This window comes from Tahibacter soli (assembly GCF_025717065.2).
Classification (GTDB): Bacteria; Pseudomonadota; Gammaproteobacteria; order Xanthomonadales; family Rhodanobacteraceae; genus Tahibacter; species Tahibacter soli.
Genome location: NZ_JAOVZO020000020.1, coordinates 405818 through 432463, shown reverse-complemented (window position 1 = coordinate 432463; position 26646 = coordinate 405818). Strand labels below are relative to the sequence as shown.

Here is a 26646-nt window from a genome sequence, read left to right as displayed (position 1 = left end):
TGCGACACTGCGAACTCTCGCCAAGGAAGCGCCATGACTCCGCCGCAGATCCTGTGCCTCGCGATACTCGCCCTGACGTTGCTCCTGCTCGTCACCGAGTGGCTGCGTTCGGACATCGTCGCGATGCTCGCCCTCGTCGCGTTCGTCGTCACCGGCGTGCTGCGGCCCGAGGCCGCGCTCAGGGGTTTCGGCAGCGAGCCGGTGATCGCCGTCGTCGGCGCGTTCGTGCTGTCGGCCGCCGTCGTCAATACCGGCCTTGCCGAACAATTCGGTCGGGGCGTGTCGCGCATCGCGGGCACGCGCGTCGTCTGGGCGCTCGCGGTGCTGATGCTCGCCGCGGCGCTGCTGTCGGCGCTGACGCATCACCTGCTCATCACCGCGCTGATGGTGCCGATCGCGACCGGCGTCGCGCAGCGCGGCGAATTTCCGGCGTCGCGCCTCCTGATGCCGGTGTCGCTCGCAGCCTCCATCGGCACCACGCTCACGCTGATCGGCGCGCCGGCGTTTCTCGTCGCCGATCATGTGCTGCAGGAAGCCGGCCGCGAAGGCTACGGCATCTTTTCGCTGACGCCTATCGGCGTCGCGCTCGTCGCGTTCAGTCTCGTCTACATGATGCTGCCGGGCCGCTGGCTGCTGCCCGATCGCACGGCCGGCGGCGGCGCGAACGGCCGTCGCTTCGCGCTCGACGACTACTACACCGAACTCCTGATTCTCGACGGTGCGCCGCAGGCCGGGCTCGCGTATCCCGCGTTCGTCGAGCGCTATCGCGACCGCTTCGAAGTGGTCGACTGGCTGCGCCGCGGCGATCCGATCCGCCACGCGCTCGCGTCGCGCACGCTCGAAGCCGGCGACGTGCTGCTCGTGCGTTCGACGCCGCAGGGCCTCGCCGACATCGCCGACGAAAAGGGCCTTGCGCTGCACGCCGTCGCGAAATACGGCGAGCCCGGCGACGCGAACGCCACCGACCGTTTCGGCGAGGAACGGCTCACGCAGGTCGTGATCGCGCCGCATTCGTGGCTCGTCGGGCGCGCGGTGTCGGCGATCGATTTCCGGCGCCGCTTCGGCGTGATCGTCGTCGGCCTGTGGCGCCGTGACGGCTGGGTGCGCGGTGAACTCGCGAGCGCGCAGCTGCGCGCCGGCGACACGCTGGTGGTGTGGGGCGAACCCGAGCAGATCGCCGCGCTCGGCGCGCAGCGCGAATTTCTGATGGCGCTGCCGTTCGGCGCGCAGCGCCTGCGCCGCTCGCGCGCGTGGTGGGCCCTCGGCGTGCTCGCGGCGAGCGTCGTCGCGGCGGCGACCGAACTCCTGCCGGTGCACATCGCGTTTCTCGCCGGCGCGATCGGTGTCGTGCTCGCGCGCTGCCTGTCGGCCGAAGAGGCGTACGCGGCGCTCGAGCTGCGCGTCGTGGTGTTCATCGCCGGCGCGCTCGCGCTCGGCGCGGCGCTCGAACAGACCGGCCTGACGACGCTCGCGGCCGAAGCATTCGCGCCGCTGCTCGACCAGTTTTCTCCCTTCTGGATTTTAGTACTCGTATTCGGCGCCGGCGCGATCGTGACGCAGGTGCTGTCGGATGCGGCGACCGTCGTGCTGCTCGCGCCGATCGCCGCGCGCATGGCGCAGCCGCTCGGCGTTGCGCCCGAAGCGCTGGTCGCAAGCCTCGCGATCGGCGCGGTCGCGGCGTTCCTGACGCCGCTCGGGCACCACGGCAACCTGCTCGTGTACGGACCGGGCGGCTATCGCTTCGGCGACTTCTTCCGCGTCGGCGCGCCGCTGACGGCCGCCTTCGCGGCGATCACGGCGTTCGTCGCGCTGCGGCTCTGGCCCGGCGCGTAAGCGGCGTGCTCACGGCGTCCACGTGTCGGCGTCGCATTCCGCCGCCGTGCGCTCCTTGCTCGGCGGCACGCCGTCCGGCAGGCGATCGATCAGCGGCTGCACGGCGGCGCGGAACGCGTCCTCGTCTCGCGGATCGGTCGTCCCCTTCCAGGACACCTCGATCAGCGCGCGGTGCGCGCCGCTCGCCGTCGCGAACGTCCACGTTTCGATCTTGAGGTCTTCGCGGCCGTTCGTCTCGTCGTCCGGCCGCGCCGCTTTCCACGGCAGCTTGTAGCGCGTCATCGCGATCGTGCACGGGCGCTTGCCCGACATCGTCGCGAACGGCTCGGGCACGATGTCGACCTTCTTCGGTTTGATCGAACAGCTGATCGATGCGTTGCGCACGGACCGGTCGCGCGCGGCGACGACCGTGACATCGGTTTCCTCCTGCCGGTCGACATTCGCCAGGCCGCTGCCGGGCACCGTCGGAAACGGCGAAGGCAGCGGCGCGGGGCCGCGCACCTTGTACGTCAGCTCGACGTCTTCCTTGCCGTTCTTTTTCTCCACGCGTTCGCGCAGGCTCGCCGCGTAGCCGTCGGGCCACGCGGCCGGCGCCACGTCGTAGTACGCGATCGAGAAATTTTTCGCCGGCGGCAGCGTCGCCGCCGCGGCGTCGTCGCGGCGCAGGCGCGCGATCGTGTCCGCAAGTTCGGCCGCGATGTCGCCGCCGGGCCGCCAGCGCACCGCGTATTCGGCGTCGCCGTGCACGGCGGGCGCGGGCGGCGATTGCGCCGGCCCCGGATGGTTGAGCAGTGCGGGCGACAGCATCGCGCCGAGCAGCGTTGCATGATTCATGGCGGTCCCCTGTCCATGCGTTGCGGCGATACGTTCGAGGTGCCGCGAGCGAACGGTTCCTCTCACATGCGGGTCAGACACCGGCGCTGCGCCGCCCGCGCTTCAGCGCTGTTCGAGCCGCGCCAGTTCGCCGAGCAAAAAGTCGCGTACCGTCGCGGTGCGGCCGTCGGCGTAGCGGATTTCGTACGGCTTGCCGCTCGTCGACGACGTGGACGCGAGCTCGTCGACGAAGCGCCGCGCGTCGTCCGCACGGCCCGCCGCCGCCTTCCACTTGCGCCTGAGGTGCGCGACGGCTTCCTGCGGCGAATGGTCGTTGCCGTTGCGCACGAAGCGCGCATCCGGCAGCGCTTCGATCGCGCCGAGCAGGCGTTCGATCTTCTCGGTTTCCGACAGCGCCGCCGCGGCGGCGACCGTGAACGTCGCGTAGTCCTCGCCGACGAGCGCGTTGTCGAGCGCGACCAGCGTCAGCGTGAGCTTGCGGCCGGCGGCGTCGAATGATGCGCGCTCGCCGGCACGCATGATGCGCGGGCCGAACACGTCGACGCCGTCGGTCGTCGCGACGCGCGTGAGCACTTCGCCGCCGGTGACGTCGCCGATCGACAGCGCGAGCGGCAGGCCCATCGCCGCGAGCGGCGTGGTCGAGCGCTGCGCGACGGTGATCGACTGCGGCAGCCGCGCCTCCGACGCGAGCGGCGGTGCAGCCGCGTGCGACGTCGCGGCGAAACCGACCAGCGCGGCGAACGCCGCGCGCAAGACCCTGCACATATCGAACGTCTCCGCGATCGGACCTGCGTGCAGTCAACACGTCCGCGACGAAGGTCGCAAGCCTCTTGGTTTTCCGGCGGCGGCGCCGATGTCCGCCGGCAGACTGTTGCGCGATATCGTGCTAGAAAGGGAGTTCGATGGAACACGCAATGCACAATCCCCTGGCGCCGGACGACGCGGAACTCGTGCGTCTCGGCGAAATCGTCGCGCAGACCTTGCAGCAGCGCGGCCAGATGATGGTGACCGCCGAATCGTGCACCGGCGGCTGGATCGCCAAGGTGCTGACCGACATTCCGGGCAGCTCGGCATGGTTCGAGGCGGGTCTCGTCGCCTACAGCTACGAGGCGAAGGAGGCGCTGCTCGGCGTCAACCCGCATACGCTCGAACGCACCGGTGCGGTGAGCCAGGAGACCGTCGTCGAGATGGTGTCCGGCGCGCTGGCGCGCTATGGTGCGTCGGTTGCGGTCGCCGTCACCGGCATCGCCGGACCCGGCGGAGCGACGCCGGGCAAGCCGGTCGGCACCGTGTGGATAGGCTGGAAGCGGCGCGGCGGCTACGCGCATGCGCAAATGTTCCATTTTGACGGCGACCGCGAGGCGGTGCGGCGCCAGACCGTTGCCGCCGCGCTCGTCGGCATTCAGAAGATTCTGAGCGTTTGACGCGGCGATTCGCCCATGCGGCGCCAGGGCCGCTATGAAATAATTCGTTTCGTTCCCGCGGCGAACTCCGCCGATTCCCGCCGATCCGTCTCGATCCGTGAGAATCGCGGACGCGATACTTCGCGGCGCTATGCACACAGACGAGGATGCAACAATGGATGAGAACAAGCGCAAGGCGCTCGTTTCGGCACTGAGCCAGATCGAAAAGCAGTTCGGCAAAGGTACCGTGATGCGCATGGGTGATCGCGTCAACGAGCCCGTCGACGTGGTTTCGACCGGTTCCTTCGCGCTTGACATCGCGCTCGGCATCGGCGGCCTGCCGCGCGGGCGCGTCGTCGAAATCTACGGGCCCGAATCGTCCGGCAAGACGACGCTGACCCTTCAGGCGATCGCGAGCTGCCAGCGCGCCGGCGGCACCGCCGCGTTCGTCGACGCCGAGCACGCGCTCGATCCGACCTACGCCGAAAAACTCGGCGTCAACGTCGACGATCTGCTGGTGTCACAGCCCGACACGGGCGAGCAGGCGCTGGAAATCACCGACATGCTCGTGCGTTCGTCCGCGGTCGACATGGTCGTGATCGACTCGGTCGCGGCGTTGACGCCGAAGGCCGAAATCGAAGGCGAAATGGGCGAGATGCAGGTCGGCCTGCAGGCCCGCCTGATGAGCCAGGCGCTGCGCAAGCTCACCGGCACGATCAAGAAGTCCGGCTGCCTCGTGATCTTCATCAACCAGCTGCGCATGAAGATCGGCATGATGATGCCGGGCCAGAATCCGGAAACGACGACCGGCGGCAACGCGCTCAAGTTCTACGCGTCGGTGCGCCTGGACATCCGTCGCATCGGTTCGGTCAAGAAGGGCGACGAGATCATCGGCAACGAGACGAAGATCAAGGTCGTCAAGAACAAGATGGCGCCGCCGTTCAAACAGGTGTTCACCGAAATCCTGTACGGCGAGGGCATCAGCCGCGAGGGCGAGCTGATCGACATGGGCGTCGACGCGAAGCTCGTCGAAAAATCCGGCGCATGGTACAGCTACAACGGCGAGCGCATCGGCCAGGGCAAGGACAATGCGCGCAATTTCCTCAAGGAACACCGCCAGACCGCGGCGCTGCTCGAAGAACAGCTGCGCGCGAAGCTGATTCCCGAGCGCAAGCCGGGCCCGGCGAAGGTCGTCGAAGCCGAAGAAGAGGCGTGATCGCGTAGGACACGGCCATGCGACGCCGTTCCGACGACGACGACTCACCGAAAAAACCGCAGCCCAGCGCCTTCAACAAGGCGCTGGGCCTGCTCGCGCGCCGCGAGCAGTCGGCGAAGGAACTGAAGCGCAAGCTCGACCGGCAGGGCTACGAGTCGGACGAAACCGGCGCGGCGCTCGACCGGCTGCAGGAACTGTCGTTCCAGAACGACGAGCGCTTCGCCGGCAGCCTCGCGCGGACGCGCTACATGCAGGGGCACGGACCCCGGCGCATCCTTGCCGAACTGCGCACGCACGGCCTCGACGACGACGCCTGCCGCGCCGCGCTCGACGAGGTCGATGCCGACTGGACCGGTTCCGCGCGCCGCCAATACCAGCGCCGCTACGGCGCCAAACCCGCGGCCGACCGCCAGGAAACGGCGCGCAGAGCCGCCTTCCTCTTGCGCCGCGGCTTTGATGCCGCCACAGTAAGAGCCATTACCCACGCCGCAGACGTGGACGACTCCGCCGACGATTTCGATTGAGCTTTCCGATCGGATCGGCCGCAGTTCGTCGTCGCGTCGGCGTGTCCGCCGTTTTCGCACCGATGTGACGACTTATGAAGACCAGCGCCGAAATCCGCCAGAGTTTTCTGGACTTCTTCAAGAGCAAGGGCCACGAAATCGTGCCTTCGAGCTCGCTCGTGCCGGGCAACGACCCGACGCTCTTGTTCACCAACGCCGGCATGGTCCAGTTCAAGGACGTGTTTCTCGGCTCGGAGAAGCGCAGCTACACGCGCGCCGTGTCGTCGCAGCGCTGCGTGCGCGCGGGCGGCAAGCACAACGATCTCGACCAGGTGGGCTACACCGCGCGCCACCACACGTTCTTCGAGATGCTCGGCAATTTCAGCTTCGGCGACTATTTCAAGCGCGACGCGATCACCTACGCGTGGGAACTGCTGACCGGCGTGTGGGGACTGCCGAAGGACCGCCTGCTCGTCACGATCTACCACACCGACGACGAAGCGTTCGACATCTGGCATCGCGAGGTGGGGTTGCCGGCCGACCGCATCATCCGCATCGGCGACAACAAGGGCGCGCCGTACGCGTCGGACAATTTCTGGCAGATGGCCGACACCGGCCCGTGCGGTCCCTGTACGGAAATCTTCTACGACCACGGCGCGCACATTCCGGGCGGCCCGCCGGGATCGCCGGACGAAGACGGCGATCGCTTTATTGAAATCTGGAACAATGTATTCATGCAGTTCGACCGCGCGGCCGACGGCACGCTGACGCCGCTGCCCGCGCCGTGCGTCGACACGGGCATGGGCCTTGAGCGCGTCTCGGCCGTGCTGCAGCACGTGCATTCGAACTACGAGATCGACCTGTTCCAGCACCTGATTCGCGCGGCCGGCGCGCTGACGAACACGAGCGACCTCGAAAACAAGTCGCTGCGCGTGATCGCCGACCATATCCGGGCGTGCAGCTTCCTCGTCGTCGACGGCGTGCTGCCGTCGAACGAAGGCCGCGGCTACGTCCTGCGCCGCATCATTCGGCGCGCGCTGCGCCACGGCTACATCCTCGGCGTGCGCGGCGCGTTCTTCCACAAGATGGTCGCCGCGCTGATCGCCGTGATGGGCGATGCGTATCCCGAGCTCGTCGCCAAGCGCGAGCTCGTCGAGCGCGCGCTCGCGACCGAAGAAGAGCGCTTCGGCGAAACGCTCGGCAAGGGCATGAAGCTGTTCGAGGAAGTGGCGGCGAAGAGCACGGCGACGATTCCCGGTGCCGACGCGTTCCGCCTGTACGACACGTACGGCTTCCCGGTCGACCTCACCGCCGACATCGCCCGCGAACGCGGCCTCACCGTCGACATGGACGGCTACGACCGCGCGATGCGCAAGCAGCAGGAAGACGCGCGCGGCGCGAGCCAGTTCGAAACGAAGGCGATGCTGTCGGCCGAGGCGATCCAGCAGCTGCCGGCGACCGCTTTTCTCGGCTACGACTCGCTCGTGGCGGACGATCTCAAGCTCGTCGGCATCGTGCGCGGATCGCGCCTCGTCGACGAACTCGGCGACGGCGAGGAGGCGGGCCTGATTTTCGATCGCACGCCATTCTACGCCGAGTCCGGCGGCCAGGTCGGCGATACCGGCGTGCTGCGCGCGAACGGCGGCACGTTCACGGTGCGCGACACGATCAAGCTCGCGGGCGCGTTCCATTCGCACGTGGGGCGCTGGAACGGCCCGACGCTGCGCGTCGGCGCGACGATGCAGGGCGCGGTCGACGCGGCGCGCCGTCAGGCGACCGTGCTCAATCACTCGGCGACGCACCTCTTGCACGCGGCGCTGCGCAAGGTGCTCGGCGAGCACGTCACGCAGAAGGGCTCGCTCGTCGCGCCCGACCGCCTGCGCTTCGACTTCTCGCATTTCCAGCCGATGACGGCGGACGAATTGCGCACGATCGAGGACATGGTCAATGCCGAGGTTCGTCGCAACGCCGCGGCCGACGTGCGCAACATGGCGTACAAGGACGCGATCGACTTCGGCGCGATGGCGCTGTTCGGCGAGAAATACGGCGAGCACGTGCGCGTTCTGAAGTTCGGCGAGTTCTCGACCGAACTGTGCGGCGGCACGCACGTGTCGCGCACGGGCGACATCGGCCTGTTCAAGATTCTGTCCGAAGGCGGCGTCGCCGCCGGCATCCGCCGTATCGAAGCGACGACCGGCGCCGGTGCGCTCGCGTTCGTGCGCGACGAAGAGCAGCGGCTGGGCGAAGTGGCCGGCCTGTTGTCGGCGAGCGGCGGCGAAGTGACCGACAAGCTGCGTCAACTGTTCGACAAGTACAAAAAGCTCGAACGCGAACTCGAGTCGTACAAGGCGAAGGCGGCCGGCGCCGCGACGGCGGAGCTGGCCGGCACGGCCGACGATGTCGGCGGCGTCAAGCTCGTCGCCGCGCGCATCGACGGACTCGACGCGAAGGGACTGCGCGAAGGCGTGGACCAGATCAAGGCGAAGCTCGCCGACTGCATCGTCCTGCTCGCATCGGGCGCCGAGGGCAAGATCGCGCTCGTCGCCGGCGTACAGGGCGCGGCGCAGGGCAAGGTGAAAGCTGGAGACCTCGTCGGCTACATCGCCAGGCAGATCGGCGGCAAGGGCGGCGGACGTCCGGACATGGCGCAGGGCGGCGGCGAAGACACGCCGGAGTTCCCGCGCATTCTCGCGGGCGTGCGCGGCTGGGTCGAGCAGCAGCTGCATTGACCGGTGGACATCGCAGCCGCGATGCGTCGCGGCTGCGCGTCCGGTCGCTCGTCCCGGGCGCGTCTTTCGATGGCGGCGGACGTTCGCGGGACGAGCGCGTCGCGAGCTGTCTGCCGGAACATGACGATTTCGATACTTTTCGGCGCGATTTCGGATGCGGTGCCGAATCGTTCCGTACTTATCGGTACGGAAGCCCGCGGACAGGGGCTTCGCCCTGCCGAAAGTCATGCGCGGCTTCAATTGCGTGACCCGGAGTGCTCCGTTAGTATCGGGTGCTCATGTCGACCCGACACCTGCGATTACACCGGTGGACATGATGTCGTGCGACGCGATTGCACGATACAAAAAAGAAAACAGGGGAGGGCCGCGAGACCAGCCGTGCGAAGCTGTCCGAAGGTCCGAAAGTTAGCATCCGCTGAAGCGGCTGCCAGGATGTAGGCCGGGACAGAGGCGAAAGGAGAAGAAGATGCTGATTCTGACTCGCCGGGTCGGAGAGACCCTGATGATCGGAGACGAAGTAACGGTCACCGTACTTGGCGTAAAGGGCAACCAAGTGCGTATCGGCATCAACGCGCCGAAAGATGTGGCAGTCCATCGCGAAGAAATCTACCAGCGCATCAAGCGCGAGCAGGAACCCGGCGCCGGTTCGTCGGGCACGGAATCCTGATTCGGGCTTTACCGATCGTCGGCGAGCCGCTATTCTTCCGCGCCTTGCCGACGCCGCCCCCGCTTCAACGCGCGACGGCCGCGCAAGCCAGATACCCGGAGAGATGCCCGAGAGGCCGAAGGGGCTCCCCTGCTAAGGGAGTATAGGGTCAAAAGCTCTATCGAGGGTTCGAATCCCTCTCTCTCCGCCACTGCTGCAGCCCAAAAAAGGACCCGTCGGGTCCTTTTTTGTTTTCGGCTGCAGCAGTGGCGCAGAGAGGGTGGAGAACCGTTCGTTCGGCACGAACGAACGGTTCGACGGATTCGTCGGGAACGAATCCGGACGGCCGAATGGCCGGCCCGGCGTGCTCCGCACGCCGGGTGAAGCCCAGGGATGGGCTTCACAATCCCGGAGTTTCAGGTTGCGTCGAGCGACCGGACCGCGGCTTTCAAACGCGTCAATCCTCGTTGTCCTTTCGGAAGCGAAGCGGATCCTCGACGCTCCGGCTTTTCGAGCGATCCGATACCGCCTACTTCAACCCCATGTAATCCTTCTTCCCAATTTCCACACCGTTGTGGCGCAGCAACGCATACGCCGTCGTAACGTGAAAGAAGAACTGCGGCAGCCCGTAGGTGAGCAGGTAGGCGCTGCCGGTGAAGCGCTTCTCCTTCGGCGTGCCGGGGCGGGTAACGATCTCGCGGGCTTCGCCGCCTTCGAACTGCGCCGGCGCAAGACTGCCGATGAACGCGCGGGTCTGGGCGATCAGCGCCTGCAGTTCTTCGAACGACGTTTCCTTGTCTTCGGTCTTCGGTACGTCGACGCCGGCCAGGCGTGCCGAGACGCCGCGCGCGAAATCGCAGGCGATCTGCACCTGGCGCGTCAGCGCGAACATGTCCGGAAACAGTCGTGCCTGCAGTAACGCCGCCGGTTCGATTTTCTTCTCGGCGGCATGGGCCTGCGATTTGCCGAGCAGGTCGCCGAGGCTGCCGAGCATCTGGTCGAACACGGGGACGCTGGCGGTATAGAGGGATACGGTCACGAGAGTTCCTGACGGTGGTTGTGGAAAGAATGCAGCGACCGCGGCTCGCGATCGCAATGCCGTTGCGTGGCGCCCGAAGCCGGCGATTTCAATGCCCCGCGGCTTTTGAAAACACGTTGATCACCAGTACGCCGGCCACGATCAGCGCCATGCCGGCGATTGCCGCGGCATCGAGCCGCTGTCCGAGAAAGAGCCAGCCGATCGTCGCGATCAGCACGATGCCGGCACCGGACCACACGGCATAGGCGACGCCGACCGGTATCCAGCGCAGCGTCAGCGACAGGAAGTAGAACGCGACGCCGTAGCAGGCAATGACGATCGCCGAGGGCGCCAGCCGAGTGAATCCTTCGCTCGATTTGAGCGCCGCGGTGCCGACGACTTCGGCGACGATCGATACCGCGAGAAACAGCCAGGCCTTCATCGTCGTCTCCACGCACGGCGCAACCGCCGACGACGCGATTGTAGATTTGCGTTCGTTGCATCGCGCATCGCGTGGTAACGTGCGGCGATGCGCACGACCCGCCTCACGCAGCACGTCGACGCGCCCCGCACGGCGGTGTATCGCGCGCTCGTCGACGCGCGCGCCGTCGCGATCTGGATGGTTCCCGACGGCATGACCAGCACCGTGCACGCGTTCGACGCGCGCGAAGGTGGTGTGATTTGCATCTCGCTGACGTACGACGCGGCTGACGCCGCTGGCAAGACGCAGGCGAACACCGACACCTTTCACGGCCGTTTCGTCGCGCTCGTGCCGGGCGAGCGCGTCGTCCAGACGCTCGAATTCGAAACGGACGATCCGGCGATGCGCGGCGAGATGACGGTGGTCTACGCGCTCGCCGACGCGCGCGGCGGCGGCACCGACCTGCACGCCGAGCATCGCGGGCTGCCGCCCGGCGTTTCGCCGGCCGACAACGACGCGGGCTGGCGCATGTCGCTCGGCAAACTCGCGGCGCTGGTCGAAGCGGAGCGGGCCGGGCGGCGGTGAGAATTCACTTGTGAACCTGTAAACAAGAAGCGGCCGGTGGCCGGTCGGCGGCCCGCGTCGACCGCGTCTGACAAAAAAATTTCACGAAACCGTCCCAAACGTATTGACGACCCCGGTCCAAATCCGAATAATTCCGCTTCTCGTCGCGGCGGCAACGCCACGGCGGACGATGCGAGAACGGATGCATCGTTGCGGCAAGGAAGCAAGGTTCAGTGCGCGCCCGTAGCTCAGTTGGATAGAGTACCAGGCTACGAACTTGGTGGTCGGAGGTTCGAATCCTTCCGGGCGCGCCATTTTTTTGAAGCAGATGCTTTTTGCATCATCCGATGTTGTGGCGAGATTTACGGTCTTAGCATCGCGTTGGGTCTGCTGCTGTTTTGCCGCGTGTCGTGTCGGATTGACGGGTCACCGATTGACGATCCCCGAGCGCACTCGTAACATCCCCCGTTCTTTGGGAATGCCGCGAGTGGTCGAGGTCCGAAACGAGCGGGGTATAGCTCAGCCTGGTAGAGCGCCAGCTTTGGGAGCTGGATGTCGAGAGTTCGAATCCCTCTACCCCGACCAGCGTGCAAGCCAGTGACTGCGCCTGTAGCTCAACCGGATAGAGCATCGGCCTTCTAAGCCGACGGTTGCAGGTTCGAGTCCTGTCGGGCGCGCCAATGCGATCGTTAGTTTGTGGTGGATGTAGCTCAGCCGGTTAGAGCATCGGATTGTGATTCCGAGGGTCGCGGGTTCGAATCCCGTCTTCCACCCCAGTTTCAGTGTGGGCCGTTAGCTCAATTGGTAGAGCAGCGGACTCTTAATCCGTAGGTTCGGGGTTCGAGTCCCTGACGGCCCACCACTCTTCGATCCTCACCTCACGTGGCCTTCCGCAAAGCAGACGAAACCGGGTTCGGTAGGATCATGGTTACGGGCGAATGTGGCGGAATTGGTAGACGCGCTGGATTTAGGTTCCAGTGGGGCAACCCGTGAGAGTTCGAGTCTCTCCTTTCGCACCAGACGATTTCTCGACCGCGTAGCCGCCGTAAGGGCCGGTGCGTGGTCTATCGCCGTTCGAGGAGCAAGCATGCAAGTTTCCGTAGAAAACGTCAGCAAACTCGAGCGCAAGCTCACCGTGAAGTTTCCGGCCGAGCAGCTGGACACCCAGGTGCGTTCGCGTATCGCCGAGATGGGCCGCAGCGTCCGCCTGAACGGCTTCCGTCCGGGCAAGGTGCCGAGCAAGGTGATCGAGCAGCGCTTCGGCGCGCAGATTCGCGGCGAGGCGCTGTCGGAGATCATCCGCGCGACGCTGTCCGACGCGCTCGACAGCCAGAAGCTGCGTCCGGCGATGGCGCCGTCGGTCGATACGACCGGCGTGCCGAGCAACGGCGAGATCGAATACACCGCGACGTTCGAAGTGATGCCGGACATCGGCAAGATCGACGTCTCGGCGCTGAACGTCACGCGCGCGACGGCCTCGGTCGCCGACGCCGACGTCGACCACATGATCGAAACGCTGCGCCAGCAGCGCCGCACCTGGCAGCCGGTCGAGCGCGAAGCGGCCGCCGGCGACATGGCGCTGTTCGAATACTCCGCGCAGACCGACGGCTATCGCTTCCCCGAGGAAGGCGTCGACCGCGTCGGCACCGTGATCGGGTCGGGCGCGCTGTTCAAGGAACTCGAAGACAACCTCGTCGGCATGAAGACCGGCGACGAGAAGACGGTCAAGGTCACGTTCCCGGCCGATTTCCGTAACGAAAAGCTGGCCGGCCAGGCCGCCGACGTCGCGCTCAAGATCGTGCGCGTGCAGGCGCCGGAACTGCCGCCGCTCGACGAAACCTTCTACGCGAGCTTCGGCATCGGCGACGGCGGCCTCGACAAGTTCCGCGCCGACGTCAAGGCGAACCTCGAGCGCGAGCTCAAGGGCACGCTGCTGGCGCGTCTGAAGAACGAAGTCGTCGAAAAGCTCGTCGCCGCCTACGCCGACATCGAACTGCCGCGCGGCATGGTCGACGGCGAAGCCGGTGCGCTGGCGCGTCAGGCCGAAGCGCAGGCCCGCCAGCAGGGCCAGAGCGTCAACATCGCGCCGGAAGCCTACGTCGAAATCGCCCGCCGCCGCGTCGCCGCCGGCGTGCTGCTCGGCGAGATCGCGCGCCAGAACGACCTGCGCCTCGATTCGCGCCGCGTTGCCGAAACGCTGAGCACGATCGCCTCGACCTACGAGGAGCCGGAGCAGGTGGTTGAACTGTACAACCGCGATCCCCAGTTGATGAGCGCGCTGCAGAGCCGTGTCATCGAAGACCAGGTCGCGGAGTGGATCGCGTCGAACGCGAAGGTCACCGAGCAGAACCTGTCGTTCAACGAAGTGATGCGGCCGGTCGCCTGATCGATCGCGCGGCGAGAGCGGCTCGATGCCGCTCCCGCCGCTACGCTTTCCGGACAGGCGCGGGCTAAGCTCGGCAGCCGGCCGTTATCTCGCCCCCGGCCGGGGCAAAGGCGCCCTTCGGAGTCAGTCATGCCGCACGAACCGATCCGCAATCTGAACCTCGTACCGATGGTGGTCGAACAGACCTCCCGCGGCGAACGCGCCTACGACATTTACTCGCGTCTCCTGAAGGAACGCGTCGTGTTCATGGTCGGTCCGGTCGACGACTACATGGCCAATGTCGTCGTCGCGCAGCTCTTGTTCCTCGAGTCCGAAAACCCGGACAAGGACATCAATCTTTACATCAACAGCCCGGGCGGCTCGGTCACGGCCGGCATGGCGATCTACGACACCATGCAGTTCCTGAAGCCCGACGTCAGCACCATGTGCATCGGCCAGGCCGCGAGCATGGGCGCGCTGCTCCTGACCGCCGGCACGAAGGGCAAGCGCTTCGCGCTGCCGAATTCGCGCGTCATGATCCACCAGCCGCTCGGCGGCTTCTCGGGCCAGGCGTCGGATATCGACATCCACGCGCGCGAAATCCTGACGATCCGCCAGCGCCTGAACGAAATCATGGCCAAGCACACCGGCCAGCCGATCGAAAACGTCGCTCGCGACACCGATCGCGACAATTTCATGAGCGCCGTGGACGCGCAGAAATACGGCCTGATCGACGCCGTGCTGGAAAAGCGTCCGGTCGAGAGCATCAAGGGCTGACCGCGTCGCAGCGTACTTTCGCACGATTCAAGGAACCCGTTCACGTCCGTTTGCTTGCGCAGCGGGCGTCGCGGGTTCTATTCTCCATTACGAATATGTTATCCCGGGTTTTTGAGGCACAGCAGCATGACTGAGGACCGGCAAGGCCGTTCGGGCGACAGTGGCAAGATTCTCTACTGTTCGTTCTGCGGCAAGAGTCAGCATGAGGTCCGCAAGCTTATCGCCGGTCCGTCGGTGTTCATTTGCGACGAGTGCGTAGAGCTGTGCAACGACATCATCCGCGAAGAGCTTGAGGAAAAGGCCGCCAGCGCGCGCAGCCGCCTGCCCAAGCCGCGCGAGATCATGGACGTGCTCGACCAGTACGTGATCGGCCAGACGCGCGCGAAAAAGACGCTCGCGGTCGCCGTGTACAACCACTACAAGCGCCTGGAAACGCGGCAGAAGAGCGACGAGGTCGAACTGGCCAAGTCGAACATCCTGCTGGTCGGTCCGACCGGCTCGGGCAAGACGCTGCTGGCCGAAACGCTGGCGCGCCTTCTCAACGTGCCGTTCACGATCGCCGATGCGACGACGCTGACCGAAGCCGGCTACGTCGGCGAAGACGTCGAGAACATCATCCAGAAGCTCTTGCAGAAGTGCGACTACGACGTCGAAAAGGCGCAGACGGGCATCGTCTACATCGATGAAATCGACAAGATTTCGCGCAAGAGCGAAAACCCGTCGATCACCCGCGACGTATCCGGCGAAGGCGTGCAGCAGGCGCTGCTCAAGCTGATCGAAGGCACGGTCGCGTCGGTGCCGCCGCAGGGCGGTCGCAAGCATCCGCAGCAGGAATTCCTGCAGGTCGACACGAAAAACATCCTTTTCATCTGCGGCGGCGCGTTCGCGGGCCTGGAAAAGATCATCCAGCAGCGCGGCGAATCGACCGGCATCGGCTTCTCGGCCGACGTGCGCAGCAAGAAGTCGACGAATTCGGTCGGCAAGGTGCTCGCCGACGTCGAGCCGGAAGACCTGGTCAAGTTCGGCCTGATTCCGGAGTTCGTCGGCCGCCTGCCTGTGTTCGCGACGCTCGAGGAGCTCGACGAAGCCGCGCTGGTCAAGATCCTGACCGAGCCGAAGAACGCCATCGTCAAGCAGTTCAAGAAGCTGTTCGAGATGGAAGGCGCGGAACTCGAATTCCGCCCCGAAGCGCTCACCGCGGTTTCGCGCAAGGCGCTCAAGCGCAAAACCGGCGCGCGCGGCCTGCGCACGATCCTCGAGCAGGTGCTGCTCGACACGATGTACGAGCTGCCGTCGCTCGAGCACGTCAGCAAGGTCGTCGTCGACGAGGCCGTCATCAACGGCCAGGCCGAGCCGTATCTGATCTACCGCGGCAATCTGCAATCGCGCGCCGCCGGCGCCGCCGAGTAACTCTCCTGCGCGTCTGAAGACAACGGCGTGTGCGTCCCGACCGGGACGCGCACGTCTCTTGCATTCGTTCACCTCGGCCGCACTTGACGTTGCCATGGCCTGACTTCAGGCTGCCTACACTCCCTCGGCCCGCGCAGGGCCGTAGCCAGGAAGCCGCTTCATGGAAAAATCCGACAAGCCCTCCGTCGCCGACATCGCCGCATTGCCGGTACTGCCGCTGCGCGACGTCGTGGTCTACCCGCACATGGTCATTCCGTTGTTCGTGGGCCGCGAGAAATCGATACGCGCGCTCGACGTGGCGATGGAAGGCGACAAGCAGATCCTGCTCGTCGCCCAGCGCAGCCCGGACGTGGACGACCCGCGCGACGCCGACCTGTATTCGGTCGGCACGGTCGCCTCGGTGCTGCAACTGCTCAAACTGCCCGACGGCACGATCAAGGTGCTGGTCGAGGGCGCCGCGCGCGCCGAAATCATCAAGTTCGGCGAACGCGACGAGGTGATGGTCGGCCACGTGCGCCAGCTGGATGCCGCGTATACGCGCACCGAGCGTGAAATCGAGGTCGTGTCGCGCTCGCTCGTGCAGACCTTCGAGCAGTTCGTCAAGCTCAACCGCAAGGTGCCGCCGGAGCTCCTGACGACGCTTGCCGGCATCGACGATCCGAGCCGCCTGGCCGACACCGTCGCCGCGCACCTGTCCATCCGTCTCGCCGACAAGCAGCGCCTGCTCGAAACGACCGACGTCGGCGACCGCTTCGAGGCGCTGATGGGCTTCGTCGACGGCGAAATCGACGTGCAGCAGATCGAAAAGCGCATCCGCGGCCGCGTCAAGTCGCAGATGGAGAAGAGCCAGCGCGAGTACTACCTCAACGAACAGATGAAGGCGATCCAGAAGGAGCTCGGCGATCTCGAAGACGCGCCGAACGAGCTGGAAGACCTCGCGCGCAAGATCGCCGACGCGGGCATGCCCAAGCCGGTCGAGACCAAGGCGCGCACCGAACTGAACAAGCTCAAGCAGATGTCGCCGATGTCCGCCGAGGCGACCGTCGTGCGCAACTACATCGACGTGCTGGTCGGCGCGCCGTGGAAGAAGCGCACGAAGGTGCGCAAGGACCTCAAGGGTGCGCAGGACGTGCTCGACGCCGACCACTTCGGCCTCGAGAAGGTGAAGGAACGCATCCTCGAATACCTTGCCGTGCAGCAGCGCGTGAACAAGATGAAGGGGCCGATCCTGTGCCTCGTCGGGCCGCCGGGCGTGGGCAAGACGTCGCTCGGCCAGTCGATCGCGAAGGCGACGAACCGCAAGTTCGTGCGCATGTCGCTCGGCGGCGTGCGCGACGAAGCCGAGATTCGCGGCCATCGCCGCACGTACATCGGTTCGATGCCGGGCCGCATCATCCAGAACATGACCAAGGCCGGCACGCGCAATCCGCTGTTCGTGCTCGACGAGATCGACAAGATGTCGATGGACTTCCGCGGCGATCCGTCGTCGGCGCTGCTCGAAGTGCTCGATCCGGAGCAGAATTCGGCGTTCAACGACCACTACCTCGAAGTCGACTTCGACCTGTCCGAGGTGATGTGGATCGCGACGGCGAACTCGCTGAACATTCCGGCGCCGCTGCTCGATCGCATGGAAGTGATCCGCATCCCGGGTTACACCGAGGAAGAAAAGATCAACATCGCCGAGCGCTATCTGCTGCCCAAGCAGATCAAGGCGAACGGCCTGAAACCCGAGGAAGTCTCGGTCGACGAATCGGCCGTGCGCGACATGATCCGCTACTACACGCGCGAATCGGGCGTGCGCAATCTCGAGCGCGAAATCTCGAAGGTCTGCCGCAAGGTCGTCAAGGAGCTCTCGTTGAAGGAGAGCGAGAAGGCGCCGGCGAAGGCCAAGGCGGCCAAGCGCAAGCCGGCGCCGGCCGTCGTGAACGCCGAGAACCTCGACCAGTATCTGGGCGTGCAGAAGTTCACTTTCGGGCGCGCCGAGCAGCAGAACGAAGTCGGCCTCGTGACCGGGCTCGCCTGGACGCAGGTCGGCGGCGATCTGCTGTCGATCGAAGGCACGGTGGTGCCGGGCAAGGGCAAGCTGATTCACACCGGCCAGCTCGGCGACGTGATGCAGGAGTCGATCCACGCCGCGCTGTCGGTCGTGCGCGCGCGGGCCGATCGCCTCGGCGTCGATCCTGAGTTCCACCAGAAGTTCGACATACACGTGCACGTGCCGGAAGGCGCGACGCCCAAGGACGGCCCGAGCGCGGGCATCGCCATGTGCACGGCGCTGGTGTCGGCGCTGACGAAGGTGCCGGTGCGTTCGGACGTCGCCATGACCGGCGAAATCACGTTGCGCGGCCGCGTGCTGCCGATCGGCGGTCTCAAGGAAAAACTGCTCGCGGCGCATCGCGGCGGCATCACGACGGTGATCATCCCGGAAGAAAACAAGAAAGATCTTGTGGACATTCCGAAAAATGTCACTTCTTCGCTCGAAATACACGCCGTGCGCTGGATCGACGAGGTGCTCGACATCGCGCTCGAACGGCCGCTAGGCCCCGCGCGCAAGGAAGACGAGCCGGTTGCCGCCGGCGAGGTCAAGCGCGACGAGAAGCCCGATCCGTCGCCGGCCCGGCCGCACTGACCGGCGTCTGCGGCGCGGGGCAGCCTCGGCGCCGCAAGCCCTGCAAACCGTCGAAAATACGAAAAGCGCCGCAGCGATGCGGCGCTTTTTTGATGCAAGTTTGCAGCGTGGTGTCAAGGTTCGGCGCCGCATTCGGACAGCTCCGTCACAACGTGTAAATCCCCGGAAAAGCGCGCCACGCCTTATATTGCGTGGCCCAAAGGCCGCTGGTATAAAGGCTGCGACGTGGTCCGAGTGACTGCACAGGTCCGGGCGATCACGGGGTTCGCGAAGCGCGCTTTCCCGGTGGAACCCGGTGTTCCAGGGACAGAGTCGTTTCGCCGAAGAACGCGCGTTGCGGGTCGCAGTTTCCGAGAGGGATTAATAAATGAATAAAGCAGAATTCGTGGGTGCGGTTGCCGATGCCGCCGAGCTGACCAAGGTCGATGCTGCCAAGGCCGTCGAAGCCGTGGTCGAGGTGATCAAGAAAGCGCTGAAGAAGGGCGACACCGTTTCGCTCGTCGGCTTCGGCACCTTCGCCGTGCGCAAGCGCGCCGCGCGCACGGGCCGCAATCCGCGCACCGGCCAGACGATCAAGATCAAGGCCTCCAAGAACCCGTCGTTCAAGGCTGGCAAAGCCCTGAAGGATGCCCTAAACTAATCGGCTCGCGCTGAGACGTTCCTTCCGAGTATCCGGCAGGGATGCTCAGCAAGGGGTGCTTAGCTCAGCGGTAGAGCGTCGCCCTTACAAGGCGAGGGTCGGGGGTTCGAAACCCTCAGCACCCACCAACGCCGTGGAGTGGTAGTTCAGTCGGTTAGAATATCGGCCTGTCACGCCGAGGGTCGCGGGTTCGAGTCCCGTCCACTCCGCCAGTTTTTCCAAGGGCGCCCGCGTAGGCGCCCTTGTTTTTTGTGGTAATGGAGCGCCCGCGTAGGCGCCCTTGTTTTTTGTGGTGAGGGAACGTCGTGCAGGCGTTCCGAAGTATTGCGGTTACAGCGCGCCGCGTAGGCGTCCCGTTCGTGGTGACGCAGTCTCACGCCGGCGCCGGGTGCAGCGAACGATTGATCGCGCTGCGGGTCCACGTTTCGAGTTCAGGCAAGCATCATGCTGCAAGCATTGCGAGAAAAGACGTCCGGATTGATCGCGAAGATCGTGCTCGGCGCGCTGATCTTCGTGTTCTCGTTCTTCGGCATCGAATCGTATTTCCAGGCGCAGAACCAGACCTGGCTTGCGAAGGTGGGCAAGAACGAGATCACGCAGGAGGCGTTCACCGAGCGTCTCAATCGCGAACGTCAGAACATGCTTAGCCGCATGGGCGGCCAGGGCGACGTGTCGATCTTCGAGCGGCCCGAGACGAAGCGCGCGATTCTGCGTCAGATGATCGACGAAGAACTCTGGGTGGTCGCGAACGAGAAGTACGGCATCAACGTCACGGACAAGCAGCTGCGCGACACGATCGCCGCGGTGCCGCAGTTCCAGACCGACGGCAAGTTCGACCCCGCGGTGTACAAGTCGCTCCTCATCGCGATCCGCAAGACGGCCGACCAGTACGAATCCGAAACGCGCCGCGACATGGCCTGGCGCGTGTTGCCGATCCAGCTCAATTCGCTCGGCACGGTGACGCCGCGCGACATCGACGCGTTCATCAAGCTGCGCGACCAGACGCGCGACCTGCGCCAGCTGACGCTGGCCAAGCCGGCGGCCGAGAGCGTCAAGATCGAAGACGCCGCGATCGAGACGTACTACAAGCAGAACAGCGCGCAGTACATGACGCCCGAACTCGTGTCGCTCGACTACGTCGAGATCGACGGCGCGGCGCTCAAGCTCGACGTCGCGCCGGACGAAGCGACGCTGCGTGCGCGCTACGAGAAGGAAAAAGCGCGGTTCGTCACGCCGGAACAGCGTCTGGCCTCGCACATTCTCGTGCAGGCTAAGGGTTCGGACGCCGACGCGCAGAAGAAGGCGCTGGCCAAGGCGCAGGAGCTCGCGGCGCAGATCAAGGGCGGCAAGGCGTTCGCCGACGTCGCCAAGCAGAATTCGGAAGACCTCGGCTCCAAGGCGCAGGGCGGCGATCTCGGCTGGCTCGAAAAGGGCGTGACCGATCCCGCGTTCGAACAGGTGCTGTTCTCGCTGAAAAAAGGCGATATTTCCGATCCTATACTTTCCGGCGAAGGCTACCACCTGGTCGAGCTGCGCGACGTGCGCGAGCAGAAGGAAAAGTCGTTCGACGAGGTCAAGGAAGAACTCGGCAAGGACCTGCTCGAATCCGAGCGCGAGCGCCGCGTCAGCGAAGAAACCGGCAAGGCGATCGACGCCGCGCAGTCCGATCTGACGTCGCTCGAACCCGCCGCGAAGGCGATCGGTTCGACGGTCAAGAAGACCGAACTGTTCTCTCGCCAGGGCGGCGCCGGCATCGCCGCGAACCCGGACGTGCTCAAGGCCGCGTTCTCCGACTCGGTGCGCGTCGAAGGCGCCAATTCCGACGCGATCGACATCGGCGGCGACAAGAAGGTGCTGATCCGTCTCGCCGAGCACAAGCCGTCGGAAGCCCGGCCGCTCGACAGCGTGCGCGAGGAAATTCGCGCGAAGCTCGTCGCCGAAAGCCTTGCCAAGCAGGCGAAGGAGCAGGCCGACGCGCTGCTCGATCGTCTGAACAAGGGCGAGACGCTCGATGCGATCGCGACCGAACTCAAGCTCAAGGCGAGCGAATCGAAGGGCACCGGCCGCCGTGCGGCAAACCTCGATTCGGCGCTCGTCACGGCCGCGTTCAAGCTGCCGCGTCCGGCCGAAGGCAAGCCGGCGTACGCCTCGGTCGCGCTGGCCGACGGTGCGTACGCGCTCGTCGCGGTCGACGCGGTGCACGAGGGCGACGTGTCGAAGGTCGACGAGGCGGGCCGCACCGCGGTGCTCTCGCAACTGCAGAACGAGGCGGGTCTGTCCGGCGTGCTGCAGTTCCTTGAATCGATGCGCCAGGAAATCCGCGTCGAAATCGCCGACGAGCGCCTGACGAGTCAGTAAGCCCGGTCGATGCGAACACGAAAACCCCGCGGCGAGCGACGCTTGCCGCGGGGTTTTTCTTTGTCGGCGACGAGAAAAAAGCGATCGCTCGCGGGGTTTCCCGGCAGCGATCGCAGCCTTGCGTCAGATGCCGGTCATGCCGAGCGTGTTGTAACCCGCGTCGACGTAGGTGATTTCGCCGGTGACGCCCGAGGCGAGATCGGAGCACAGGAACGCGGCGACGTTGCCGACTTCGTCGATCGTCACGCTGCGGCGCAGCGGCGCGTGTTCTTCGACGTGATCGAGCATCTTGCGGAAGTTGGCGATGCCGGCCGCCGCCAGCGTCTTGATCGGGCCGGCCGAAATCGCGTTGACGCGCGTGCCTTCCGGACCGAGGTTGAACGCGAGATAGCGCACGCACGCTTCGAGGCTCGCCTTGGCAAGACCCATGACGTTGTAGCTCGTCAGCGCGCGCTCGGCGCCGAGATAGCTCAGCGTCAGCACCGAACCGCCGCGGCCCTGCATCATCGGCCGGCCGGCCTTGGCGAGCGCGGCGAGGCTGTAGCTCGAGATATCGTGCGCGATCGCGAAGTTCTCGCGCGTGAGTCCGTCGAGAAAGCCGCCCTGCAGCGCCTCGCGCGGCGCGAAGCCGACCGAGTGGACGAGTACGTCGAAGCCGTCCCAGTGCCTGGCGAGGTCGACGAACAGGTTGTCGATCTGCTCGTCGTCGGCGACGTCGCACGGCAGCACGATATTGCTGCCGAACGTCGCGGCGGCTTCGTCGACGCGGTCGCGCAGCCGTTCGTTCTGATAGGTGAACGCGAGCTGCGCGCCTTCGCGATGCATCGCGTTCGCGATGCCCCAGGCGATCGACCGTTGACTGGCGATGCCGACGATCAGCGCGCGTTTGCCGTGCAGAAATCCCATTGCAAAACCTCCGGTGGAAACCCCAGCAAAGGCGGGAGTCTAGCGATTCGTCCGGCGACGCATCCCAACGCACGTTCGTTTCGGCGGCGCTATTGCACGCCCGTCGAGCGCAGCTTCAGGCGCTGCCCCGGCTTGAGCGGCGACTTGTCGGTGAGGCCGTTCAGCCGCTTGAGCTCGGCGATGCTGACGCTGTGGCGCTTGGACAGCGACCACAGGCTGTCGCCGCTCTTGACGGTGATGGTCGTCGCAGCCGCGTCGGACGTCTTCTCGACGGCGCCCGGCATGATCGGCACCGGCGGCGGCGTGCCGATCGAGCGGCCGAGCGCTGACGGCAGGAACACCGTCGCGCCGGCCGAAAACTCGCGATCGTTGGCGACGCCGTTCGCGGCGCCGACGAGGTCGATCGGCACCGCGGCGCTGCCGGCGAGATCGGAGACGCCGCGCCGTTCGCGCAGCTTCACCGCTTCCCAGGTGCTCCACTGCGACGGCGCGAGCTGCGCGTAGCGTTCGCGAAACAGCGCCACCGCGGTGCGCGGCAGCATCAGGTGCAGCGGTGCGTCGCTGGCCATGCGCGTCTGGCGGTGGCCCGCGTTGTAGCGTTTGACCGTTTCTTCCGGCACGTCGGCGAGGCGCGCGGCGACGCGGATGTCGAGCGGCGCGGTCAGCGGCACGCGCTCGAGGTAGTCGTTCGCGTCGGGCTCGGGCAGCGTGACGCCGAAGCGCGCCGGATCGTCGATGACGCAGCCGAGCGCGAGCAGCTTGGCCAGATGCTCGTGCGTGATCGGCGACAGCTTGAGCTTGGCGAGATCGGCAGGGCTCAGCGCGCCGCGCGTCTGGCGCAGCAGCTGTTTGACGCGGTACTCGCCGGCGTTGAACGCCATGTTGACGAGGCGCCAGTCGCCGAATTCGTCCTGGTAGCGCTTGAGCATGCCGACGGCCGCGGTGCTCGACTCCCAGGCATCGAGGCGGCCGTCGTAACCGGCGGACACGGGAATGCCGAGGTGGCGCGCGGTGTCGGGCATGATCTGCCACATGCCGGCGGGCGCGTTGCCGCGGCTCGGTACGGGTTCGTAGTGGCTTTCAAGGTACGGCAGCAGCGCGAACTCGCCAGGCAGGTCCTTGCGCTCGAGCTCGTCGAGCACGAGCAGCAGAAACGGCAGCGAGCGCTTGAGCGTCGCGGCGAAGCGGTCGGGGCCTTGCGTGTACGTACGCGCCCAGCGCTGCACCTGCGGGCTGTATTCGCAGCCCGGCATCGCAAAGCGCGTGCGCAGGCGATCCCACGGCGACGCGACGGGCGCCGCGATGGCCGCCGGCGGTGCGAGATCGGGCACCGGCGCGAGCGGAATCTGGACGGCCTCGTGCGGCGTGGGCGCGAGATCGATCGGCAGCGACGGCGTCGCGTCGGCCGCGCGATCGCGCGGCGGCGTGCTCGCGCAGGCGCCGAGCAGCAGCGCCAGAGTGCCGGCGAGCGCGGTGCGTGCACATCTCGCGTGACGGCGGCCTACCATGACGCCGGCGTCCGGAACTGATCCTTGCCGCTGCGCAGCGCCGCGAATCGCGCGACGCGGTCGGCGGCTGCGATGCCGTGCGTGCGCATGCCCCAGTCGACGACGTCGGGTGCGTCGACGCGCAGAAACGGATTCGTTGCGGCTTCCAGCGCCAGCGTGCTCGGCAGGCTTGGCCGCACCTGCGCCCGCAGCGTGCGCACATTGGCGATGCGCTGCCTCAGCGCGGCATTGCCCGGTTCGATCGTGTCGGCGTACGCGCAGTTGGACAGCGTGTATTCGTGCGCGCAGCACACGGCCGTTTCCGGCGGCAGCGCCGCGAGGCGTTCGAGCGAGGCGAGCATCTGACCCGGCGTGCCTTCGAACAGACGGCCGCAGCCCACGCTGAACAGCGTATCGCCGCAGAACAGCGCGCCGTCGCCGACGTACGAAACGTGGCTGCGCGTATGGCCCGGCGTCGCGATGACGTCGAACGACGCGGCGAAGCCGTCGATGCCGACCCGGTCGCCGTCGTGTACGCGCGCGGTCGCGAGCGCGATGCGCTCGTCGTCGGGTGCGTACACCGGTACGCGATGGCGCGCGACGATGTCGGCGACGCCGCCGATGTGGTCGTTGTGGTGATGCGTCACGAGGATCGCGCGCAGCGTCAGCGCATGGGCGTCGAGCGCGGCCAGCACGGGTTCGGCGGCGCCCGGATCGACGGCCACGGCGGCGCCGTCGCCGTCGACGGCGAGCCACAGATAATTGTCGTCGAACGCGGGTACGGGGATCAGTCGCACGGCGCGGCACCGGCTGGGGAGCGGAGCGGGACTATACTGACCGGCTCGCCGACCGTCGTTAACCGGACTTAACGAACGGCCGGCGCGGACAAGCGCCGGGGTTTTGGCGCAAAATCGCAAGATCACCGCAGCCGGTTCGCGCATGTCGAACAATGCTCCCAATCTGTTTGCCGCCGACGCCGTGCGGCGCCTGCTCGGCGACGAGCTGCGTTCGCTCGCGCCGGAACTCGCCGGCGTCTTCGGCCGCCAGGGGCTCGTCGTGCGCGCGCACGCCGCGGCCCCGGAAGCGCCTTCGGCTCCGATGCTCGGCGGGCTCGTTCGGTTGCACGTCGCGGCGCCGTCGCGGCTGGCCGGCGACGTCGACTGCGAGCCGTCGAGCCTGCCGTTCGTCGATGCGAGCTTCCGCCTCGTGCTGGCGCAGCACGCGGCCGAGGCGGTCGCCGAGCCCGAGGCGTTCCGCAGCGAAATCGCACGCGTCGTGGAACCCGGCGGCATCCTCATGGTGCTCGGCTTCCAGCCGTTCGGCGCATGGCGGCCGTGGATCGCCTGGCAGCAGTTTCGCGGCGCCGCGGCGCTCAAGTCCGATCCCGCCTGGATCTGGCGCGAAGCGCTCGCCGACGCCGGCGTCGACACCTACGCGTGCCGGCGTCTGGGCCCTTTGTGGCCGCGTGTGGACGCGAGCGGTCGCGTGCCGCCGCCGCTCGTGAAGAAGGCGCTGGCGCCGCTGCGGCCGAGCTGGTTGCTGCTCGCGCGCAAGCGCTCGCTCGGGCCGACGTTGATCGCGCGCAAGGCCGCGCAGCGCGCGCGCGCCGTCGGCGCGCTCGCGTCGGGCACGCAAAGAACGTCCGCATGAGCGAGCGGCAGACGGTCGACGTATTCACCGACGGCGCGTGCCTGGGCAATCCCGGTCCCGGCGGCTGGGCGGCGCTGCTGCGTTACGGAAAAATCGAAAAACTGATTTCCGGCGCCGACGCCGACACGACGAACAACCGCATGGAGCTCATGGGCGCGATCGCCGCGCTCGAGGCGCTGACGCGGCCGTGCCTCGTGCGCATCACCACCGATTCGCAGTACGTCAAGCAGGGCATCCAGCAATGGGTCGCGCGCTGGCAGGCGAACGGCTGGCGCACGTCGGACAAGAAACCGGTCAAGAACCAGGACCTGTGGGAACGGCTGATCCGGGCGACCGCGCCGCATCAGGTGGAATGGTTCTGGACGCGCGGCCACTCCGGTCACGAAGACAACGAACGCGTCGACGAAGCGGCCCGCATCGCGGCCGCCACGCAGACCGGTGTAACCCAGACAGGAAACGCATAGTGCGGCAGATCATCCTCGACACCGAAACCACCGGCCTGGACGCCGTGCGCGGCCACCGCCTGATCGAACTCGGCTGCGTCGAACTGCTGTCGCGCCGCGTCAGCGGCGGGCAGTTTCATCGCTATCTCAATCCCGATCGCGAGATCGACGCCGGCGCGCAGGCGGTGCACGGCATCAGCGCGGAGTTCCTGGCCGACAAGCCGCGCTTCGCCGACGTCGTCGACGAGTTCATCGAATTCGTCCGCGGCGCGGAACTCATTATCCACAATGCCGCATTCGATCTCGGCTTTCTGAACGCCGAGCTCGCGCGGCTGGGGCCGCAGTACGGCCGCATCACCGACTACGTGACCGTGCTCGACACGCTCGCGCTGGCGCGCGAGATGTTCCCCGGCCAGCGCAACAGCCTCGACGCGCTGTGCAAGCGCCTGGACATCGACAACAGCCATCGCGAGCTGCACGGCGCGCTGCTCGACGCGCAGATCCTCGCCGACGTCTATCTCGCGATGACGGCCGGGCAGGGCGCGCTCGACTTCGCGTCCGAGCCGGTCGCGGTCGAGACGCGCAGCGACGTCGTCGGCCTGCGTCCGGCGCAGCGCCCGGCGCTGGCCGTTCGCTGCGCGAATGCCGACGAACTCGCCGCGCACGACGCGCGCATCGCCGCGATCGACAAGGCGAGCAAGGGCGCCGCGGTGTGGCGCCGGCTCGAACCGCGCAGCGACGCGGCGTAGTCGCGCGCGGCCGGCGCGTCGATCGTCAAGCCGGTTGCATCGATTTCCAGTAGCATAAGGGGGCC

General features: G+C 66.5%; 23 protein-coding genes and 9 tRNA genes. 25 read left to right on the top strand and 7 right to left on the bottom strand.

Features of this window, described 5'->3' with window-relative positions; all coding sequences use genetic code 11:
• Window positions 1–33: 33 nt before the first annotated feature.
• Window positions 34–1833: an SLC13 family permease gene (locus OD750_RS22925; RefSeq protein ID WP_263540581.1), complete on the top strand. Its 1800-nt coding sequence runs from the start codon at window positions 34–36 to the stop codon at window positions 1831–1833.
• A 9-nt stretch (window positions 1834–1842) separates the two neighbouring features.
• On the opposite strand, the gene OD750_RS22920 is transcribed toward OD750_RS22925, so the two are convergent.
• A complete protein-coding gene (locus tag OD750_RS22920; protein WP_263540580.1) occupies window positions 1843–2667 on the bottom strand; it encodes a hypothetical protein in 825 nt (274 codons plus the stop codon).
• Between the two features lie 102 nt (window positions 2668–2769).
• Window positions 2770–3432 (bottom strand): DUF5329 domain-containing protein, encoded by a 663-nt coding sequence (locus OD750_RS22915; RefSeq protein ID WP_263540579.1) that lies wholly within the window; start codon window positions 3430–3432, stop codon window positions 2770–2772.
• A gap of 149 nt (window positions 3433–3581) precedes the next feature.
• On the opposite strand from OD750_RS22915, the gene OD750_RS22910 reads away from it, so the two are divergent.
• The 6 genes from OD750_RS22910 (at window position 3582) to OD750_RS22885 (ending at window position 9375) form a co-directional block, all read left to right on the top strand.
• Complete coding sequence (locus tag OD750_RS22910) at window positions 3582–4091, top strand: CinA family protein (RefSeq protein WP_263540578.1); 510 nt, start codon at window positions 3582–3584, stop codon at window positions 4089–4091.
• Between the two features lie 154 nt (window positions 4092–4245).
• Window positions 4246–5286, top strand: coding sequence for a recombinase RecA (gene recA / locus OD750_RS22905; protein ID WP_263540577.1), 1041 nt, complete (start codon window positions 4246–4248; stop codon window positions 5284–5286).
• Between the two features lie 17 nt (window positions 5287–5303).
• A complete protein-coding gene (locus OD750_RS22900; protein ID WP_263540576.1) occupies window positions 5304–5810 on the top strand; it encodes a regulatory protein RecX in 507 nt (168 codons plus the stop codon).
• Window positions 5811–5884: 74 nt separating this feature from the next.
• Window positions 5885–8518 carry an alanine--tRNA ligase gene (gene alaS, locus OD750_RS22895; protein ID WP_263540575.1) on the top strand — a complete coding sequence of 878 codons (2634 nt, stop codon included), beginning with the start codon at window positions 5885–5887 and terminating at the stop codon, window positions 8516–8518.
• A 466-nt stretch (window positions 8519–8984) separates the two neighbouring features.
• Window positions 8985–9185 (top strand): carbon storage regulator CsrA, encoded by a 201-nt coding sequence (csrA, locus tag OD750_RS22890; protein ID WP_263540574.1) that lies wholly within the window; start codon window positions 8985–8987, stop codon window positions 9183–9185.
• A gap of 97 nt (window positions 9186–9282) precedes the next feature.
• Window positions 9283–9375 (top strand) — tRNA-Ser (locus OD750_RS22885).
• A 318-nt stretch (window positions 9376–9693) separates the two neighbouring features.
• Here OD750_RS22885 and OD750_RS22880 read toward each other — a convergent pair.
• Both OD750_RS22880 and OD750_RS22875 read right to left on the bottom strand, forming a co-directional pair.
• On the bottom strand, window positions 9694–10203 hold the full coding sequence (locus OD750_RS22880; protein ID WP_263540573.1) for a DUF1993 domain-containing protein: 510 nt from the start codon (window positions 10201–10203) through the stop codon (window positions 9694–9696).
• Window positions 10204–10291: 88 nt separating this feature from the next.
• Window positions 10292–10624: an SMR family transporter gene (locus tag OD750_RS22875; protein WP_263540572.1), complete on the bottom strand. Its 333-nt coding sequence runs from the start codon at window positions 10622–10624 to the stop codon at window positions 10292–10294.
• Window positions 10625–10711: 87 nt separating this feature from the next.
• On the opposite strand from OD750_RS22875, the gene OD750_RS22870 reads away from it, so the two are divergent.
• The 15 genes from OD750_RS22870 to OD750_RS22800 all read left to right on the top strand — a co-directional run bounded on the left by OD750_RS22870 (window position 10712) and on the right by OD750_RS22800 (window position 21346).
• Window positions 10712–11188 (top strand): SRPBCC family protein, encoded by a 477-nt coding sequence (locus OD750_RS22870; protein WP_263540571.1) that lies wholly within the window; start codon window positions 10712–10714, stop codon window positions 11186–11188.
• Window positions 11189–11404: 216 nt separating this feature from the next.
• A tRNA-Arg gene (locus tag OD750_RS22865) sits at window positions 11405–11481 on the top strand.
• A gap of 194 nt (window positions 11482–11675) precedes the next feature.
• Window positions 11676–11752 (top strand) — tRNA-Pro (locus tag OD750_RS22860).
• Window positions 11753–11770: 18 nt separating this feature from the next.
• A tRNA-Arg gene (locus tag OD750_RS22855) sits at window positions 11771–11847 on the top strand.
• Window positions 11848–11866: 19 nt separating this feature from the next.
• Window positions 11867–11943, top strand: a tRNA-His gene (locus tag OD750_RS22850).
• A 10-nt stretch (window positions 11944–11953) separates the two neighbouring features.
• A tRNA-Lys gene (locus tag OD750_RS22845) sits at window positions 11954–12029 on the top strand.
• A 72-nt stretch (window positions 12030–12101) separates the two neighbouring features.
• Window positions 12102–12186 (top strand) — tRNA-Leu (locus OD750_RS22840).
• A 68-nt stretch (window positions 12187–12254) separates the two neighbouring features.
• On the top strand, window positions 12255–13553 hold the full coding sequence (gene tig, locus OD750_RS22835; RefSeq protein WP_263540570.1) for a trigger factor: 1299 nt from the start codon (window positions 12255–12257) through the stop codon (window positions 13551–13553).
• Window positions 13554–13682: 129 nt separating this feature from the next.
• On the top strand, window positions 13683–14309 hold the full coding sequence (gene clpP / locus OD750_RS22830; protein WP_263540569.1) for an ATP-dependent Clp endopeptidase proteolytic subunit ClpP: 627 nt from the start codon (window positions 13683–13685) through the stop codon (window positions 14307–14309).
• Between the two features lie 126 nt (window positions 14310–14435).
• Window positions 14436–15719, top strand: coding sequence for an ATP-dependent Clp protease ATP-binding subunit ClpX (clpX, locus tag OD750_RS22825; RefSeq protein ID WP_272842124.1), 1284 nt, complete (start codon window positions 14436–14438; stop codon window positions 15717–15719).
• 160 nt (window positions 15720–15879) lie between these two features.
• On the top strand, window positions 15880–18348 hold the full coding sequence (gene lon, locus OD750_RS22820) for an endopeptidase La (protein ID WP_263540567.1): 2469 nt from the start codon (window positions 15880–15882) through the stop codon (window positions 18346–18348).
• 367 nt (window positions 18349–18715) lie between these two features.
• On the top strand, window positions 18716–18988 hold the full coding sequence (locus OD750_RS22815) for an HU family DNA-binding protein (RefSeq protein WP_263540566.1): 273 nt from the start codon (window positions 18716–18718) through the stop codon (window positions 18986–18988).
• A 53-nt stretch (window positions 18989–19041) separates the two neighbouring features.
• A tRNA-Val gene (locus OD750_RS22810) sits at window positions 19042–19116 on the top strand.
• A 7-nt stretch (window positions 19117–19123) separates the two neighbouring features.
• Window positions 19124–19200, top strand: a tRNA-Asp gene (locus OD750_RS22805).
• A gap of 232 nt (window positions 19201–19432) precedes the next feature.
• The gene (locus OD750_RS22800; protein WP_263540565.1) at window positions 19433–21346 is read left to right on the top strand and encodes a SurA N-terminal domain-containing protein; all 1914 of its coding nucleotides are present in this window, start codon (window positions 19433–19435) and stop codon (window positions 21344–21346) included.
• Between the two features lie 123 nt (window positions 21347–21469).
• On the opposite strand, the gene OD750_RS22795 is transcribed toward OD750_RS22800, so the two are convergent.
• The 3 genes from OD750_RS22795 to gloB all read right to left on the bottom strand — a co-directional run bounded on the left by OD750_RS22795 (window position 21470) and on the right by gloB (window position 24536).
• Window positions 21470–22252 carry an enoyl-ACP reductase FabI gene (locus OD750_RS22795; RefSeq protein WP_263544381.1) on the bottom strand — a complete coding sequence of 261 codons (783 nt, stop codon included), beginning with the start codon at window positions 22250–22252 and terminating at the stop codon, window positions 21470–21472.
• 89 nt (window positions 22253–22341) lie between these two features.
• Window positions 22342–23760 (bottom strand): transglycosylase SLT domain-containing protein, encoded by a 1419-nt coding sequence (locus OD750_RS22790; protein WP_263544380.1) that lies wholly within the window; start codon window positions 23758–23760, stop codon window positions 22342–22344.
• Complete coding sequence (gloB, locus tag OD750_RS22785) at window positions 23754–24536, bottom strand: hydroxyacylglutathione hydrolase (RefSeq protein ID WP_263544379.1); 783 nt, start codon at window positions 24534–24536, stop codon at window positions 23754–23756. Before gloB ends, OD750_RS22790 begins: the two co-directional genes overlap by 7 nt.
• A gap of 142 nt (window positions 24537–24678) precedes the next feature.
• On the opposite strand from gloB, the gene OD750_RS22780 reads away from it, so the two are divergent.
• Genes OD750_RS22780 through dnaQ form a run of 3 tightly spaced genes read left to right on the top strand, consistent with a single transcriptional unit; the run spans window position 24679 to window position 26581 of the window.
• Window positions 24679–25389 (top strand): class I SAM-dependent methyltransferase, encoded by a 711-nt coding sequence (locus OD750_RS22780; protein WP_263544378.1) that lies wholly within the window; start codon window positions 24679–24681, stop codon window positions 25387–25389.
• A complete protein-coding gene (rnhA, locus tag OD750_RS22775; protein ID WP_263544377.1) occupies window positions 25386–25853 on the top strand; it encodes a ribonuclease HI in 468 nt (155 codons plus the stop codon). Before OD750_RS22780 ends, rnhA begins: the two co-directional genes overlap by 4 nt.
• Window positions 25853–26581, top strand: a complete 729-nt coding sequence (gene dnaQ, locus OD750_RS22770; RefSeq protein ID WP_263544376.1) for a DNA polymerase III subunit epsilon — start codon at window positions 25853–25855, stop codon at window positions 26579–26581. Before rnhA ends, dnaQ begins: the two co-directional genes overlap by 1 nt.
• The last annotated feature ends 65 nt before the right edge of the window (window positions 26582–26646 follow it).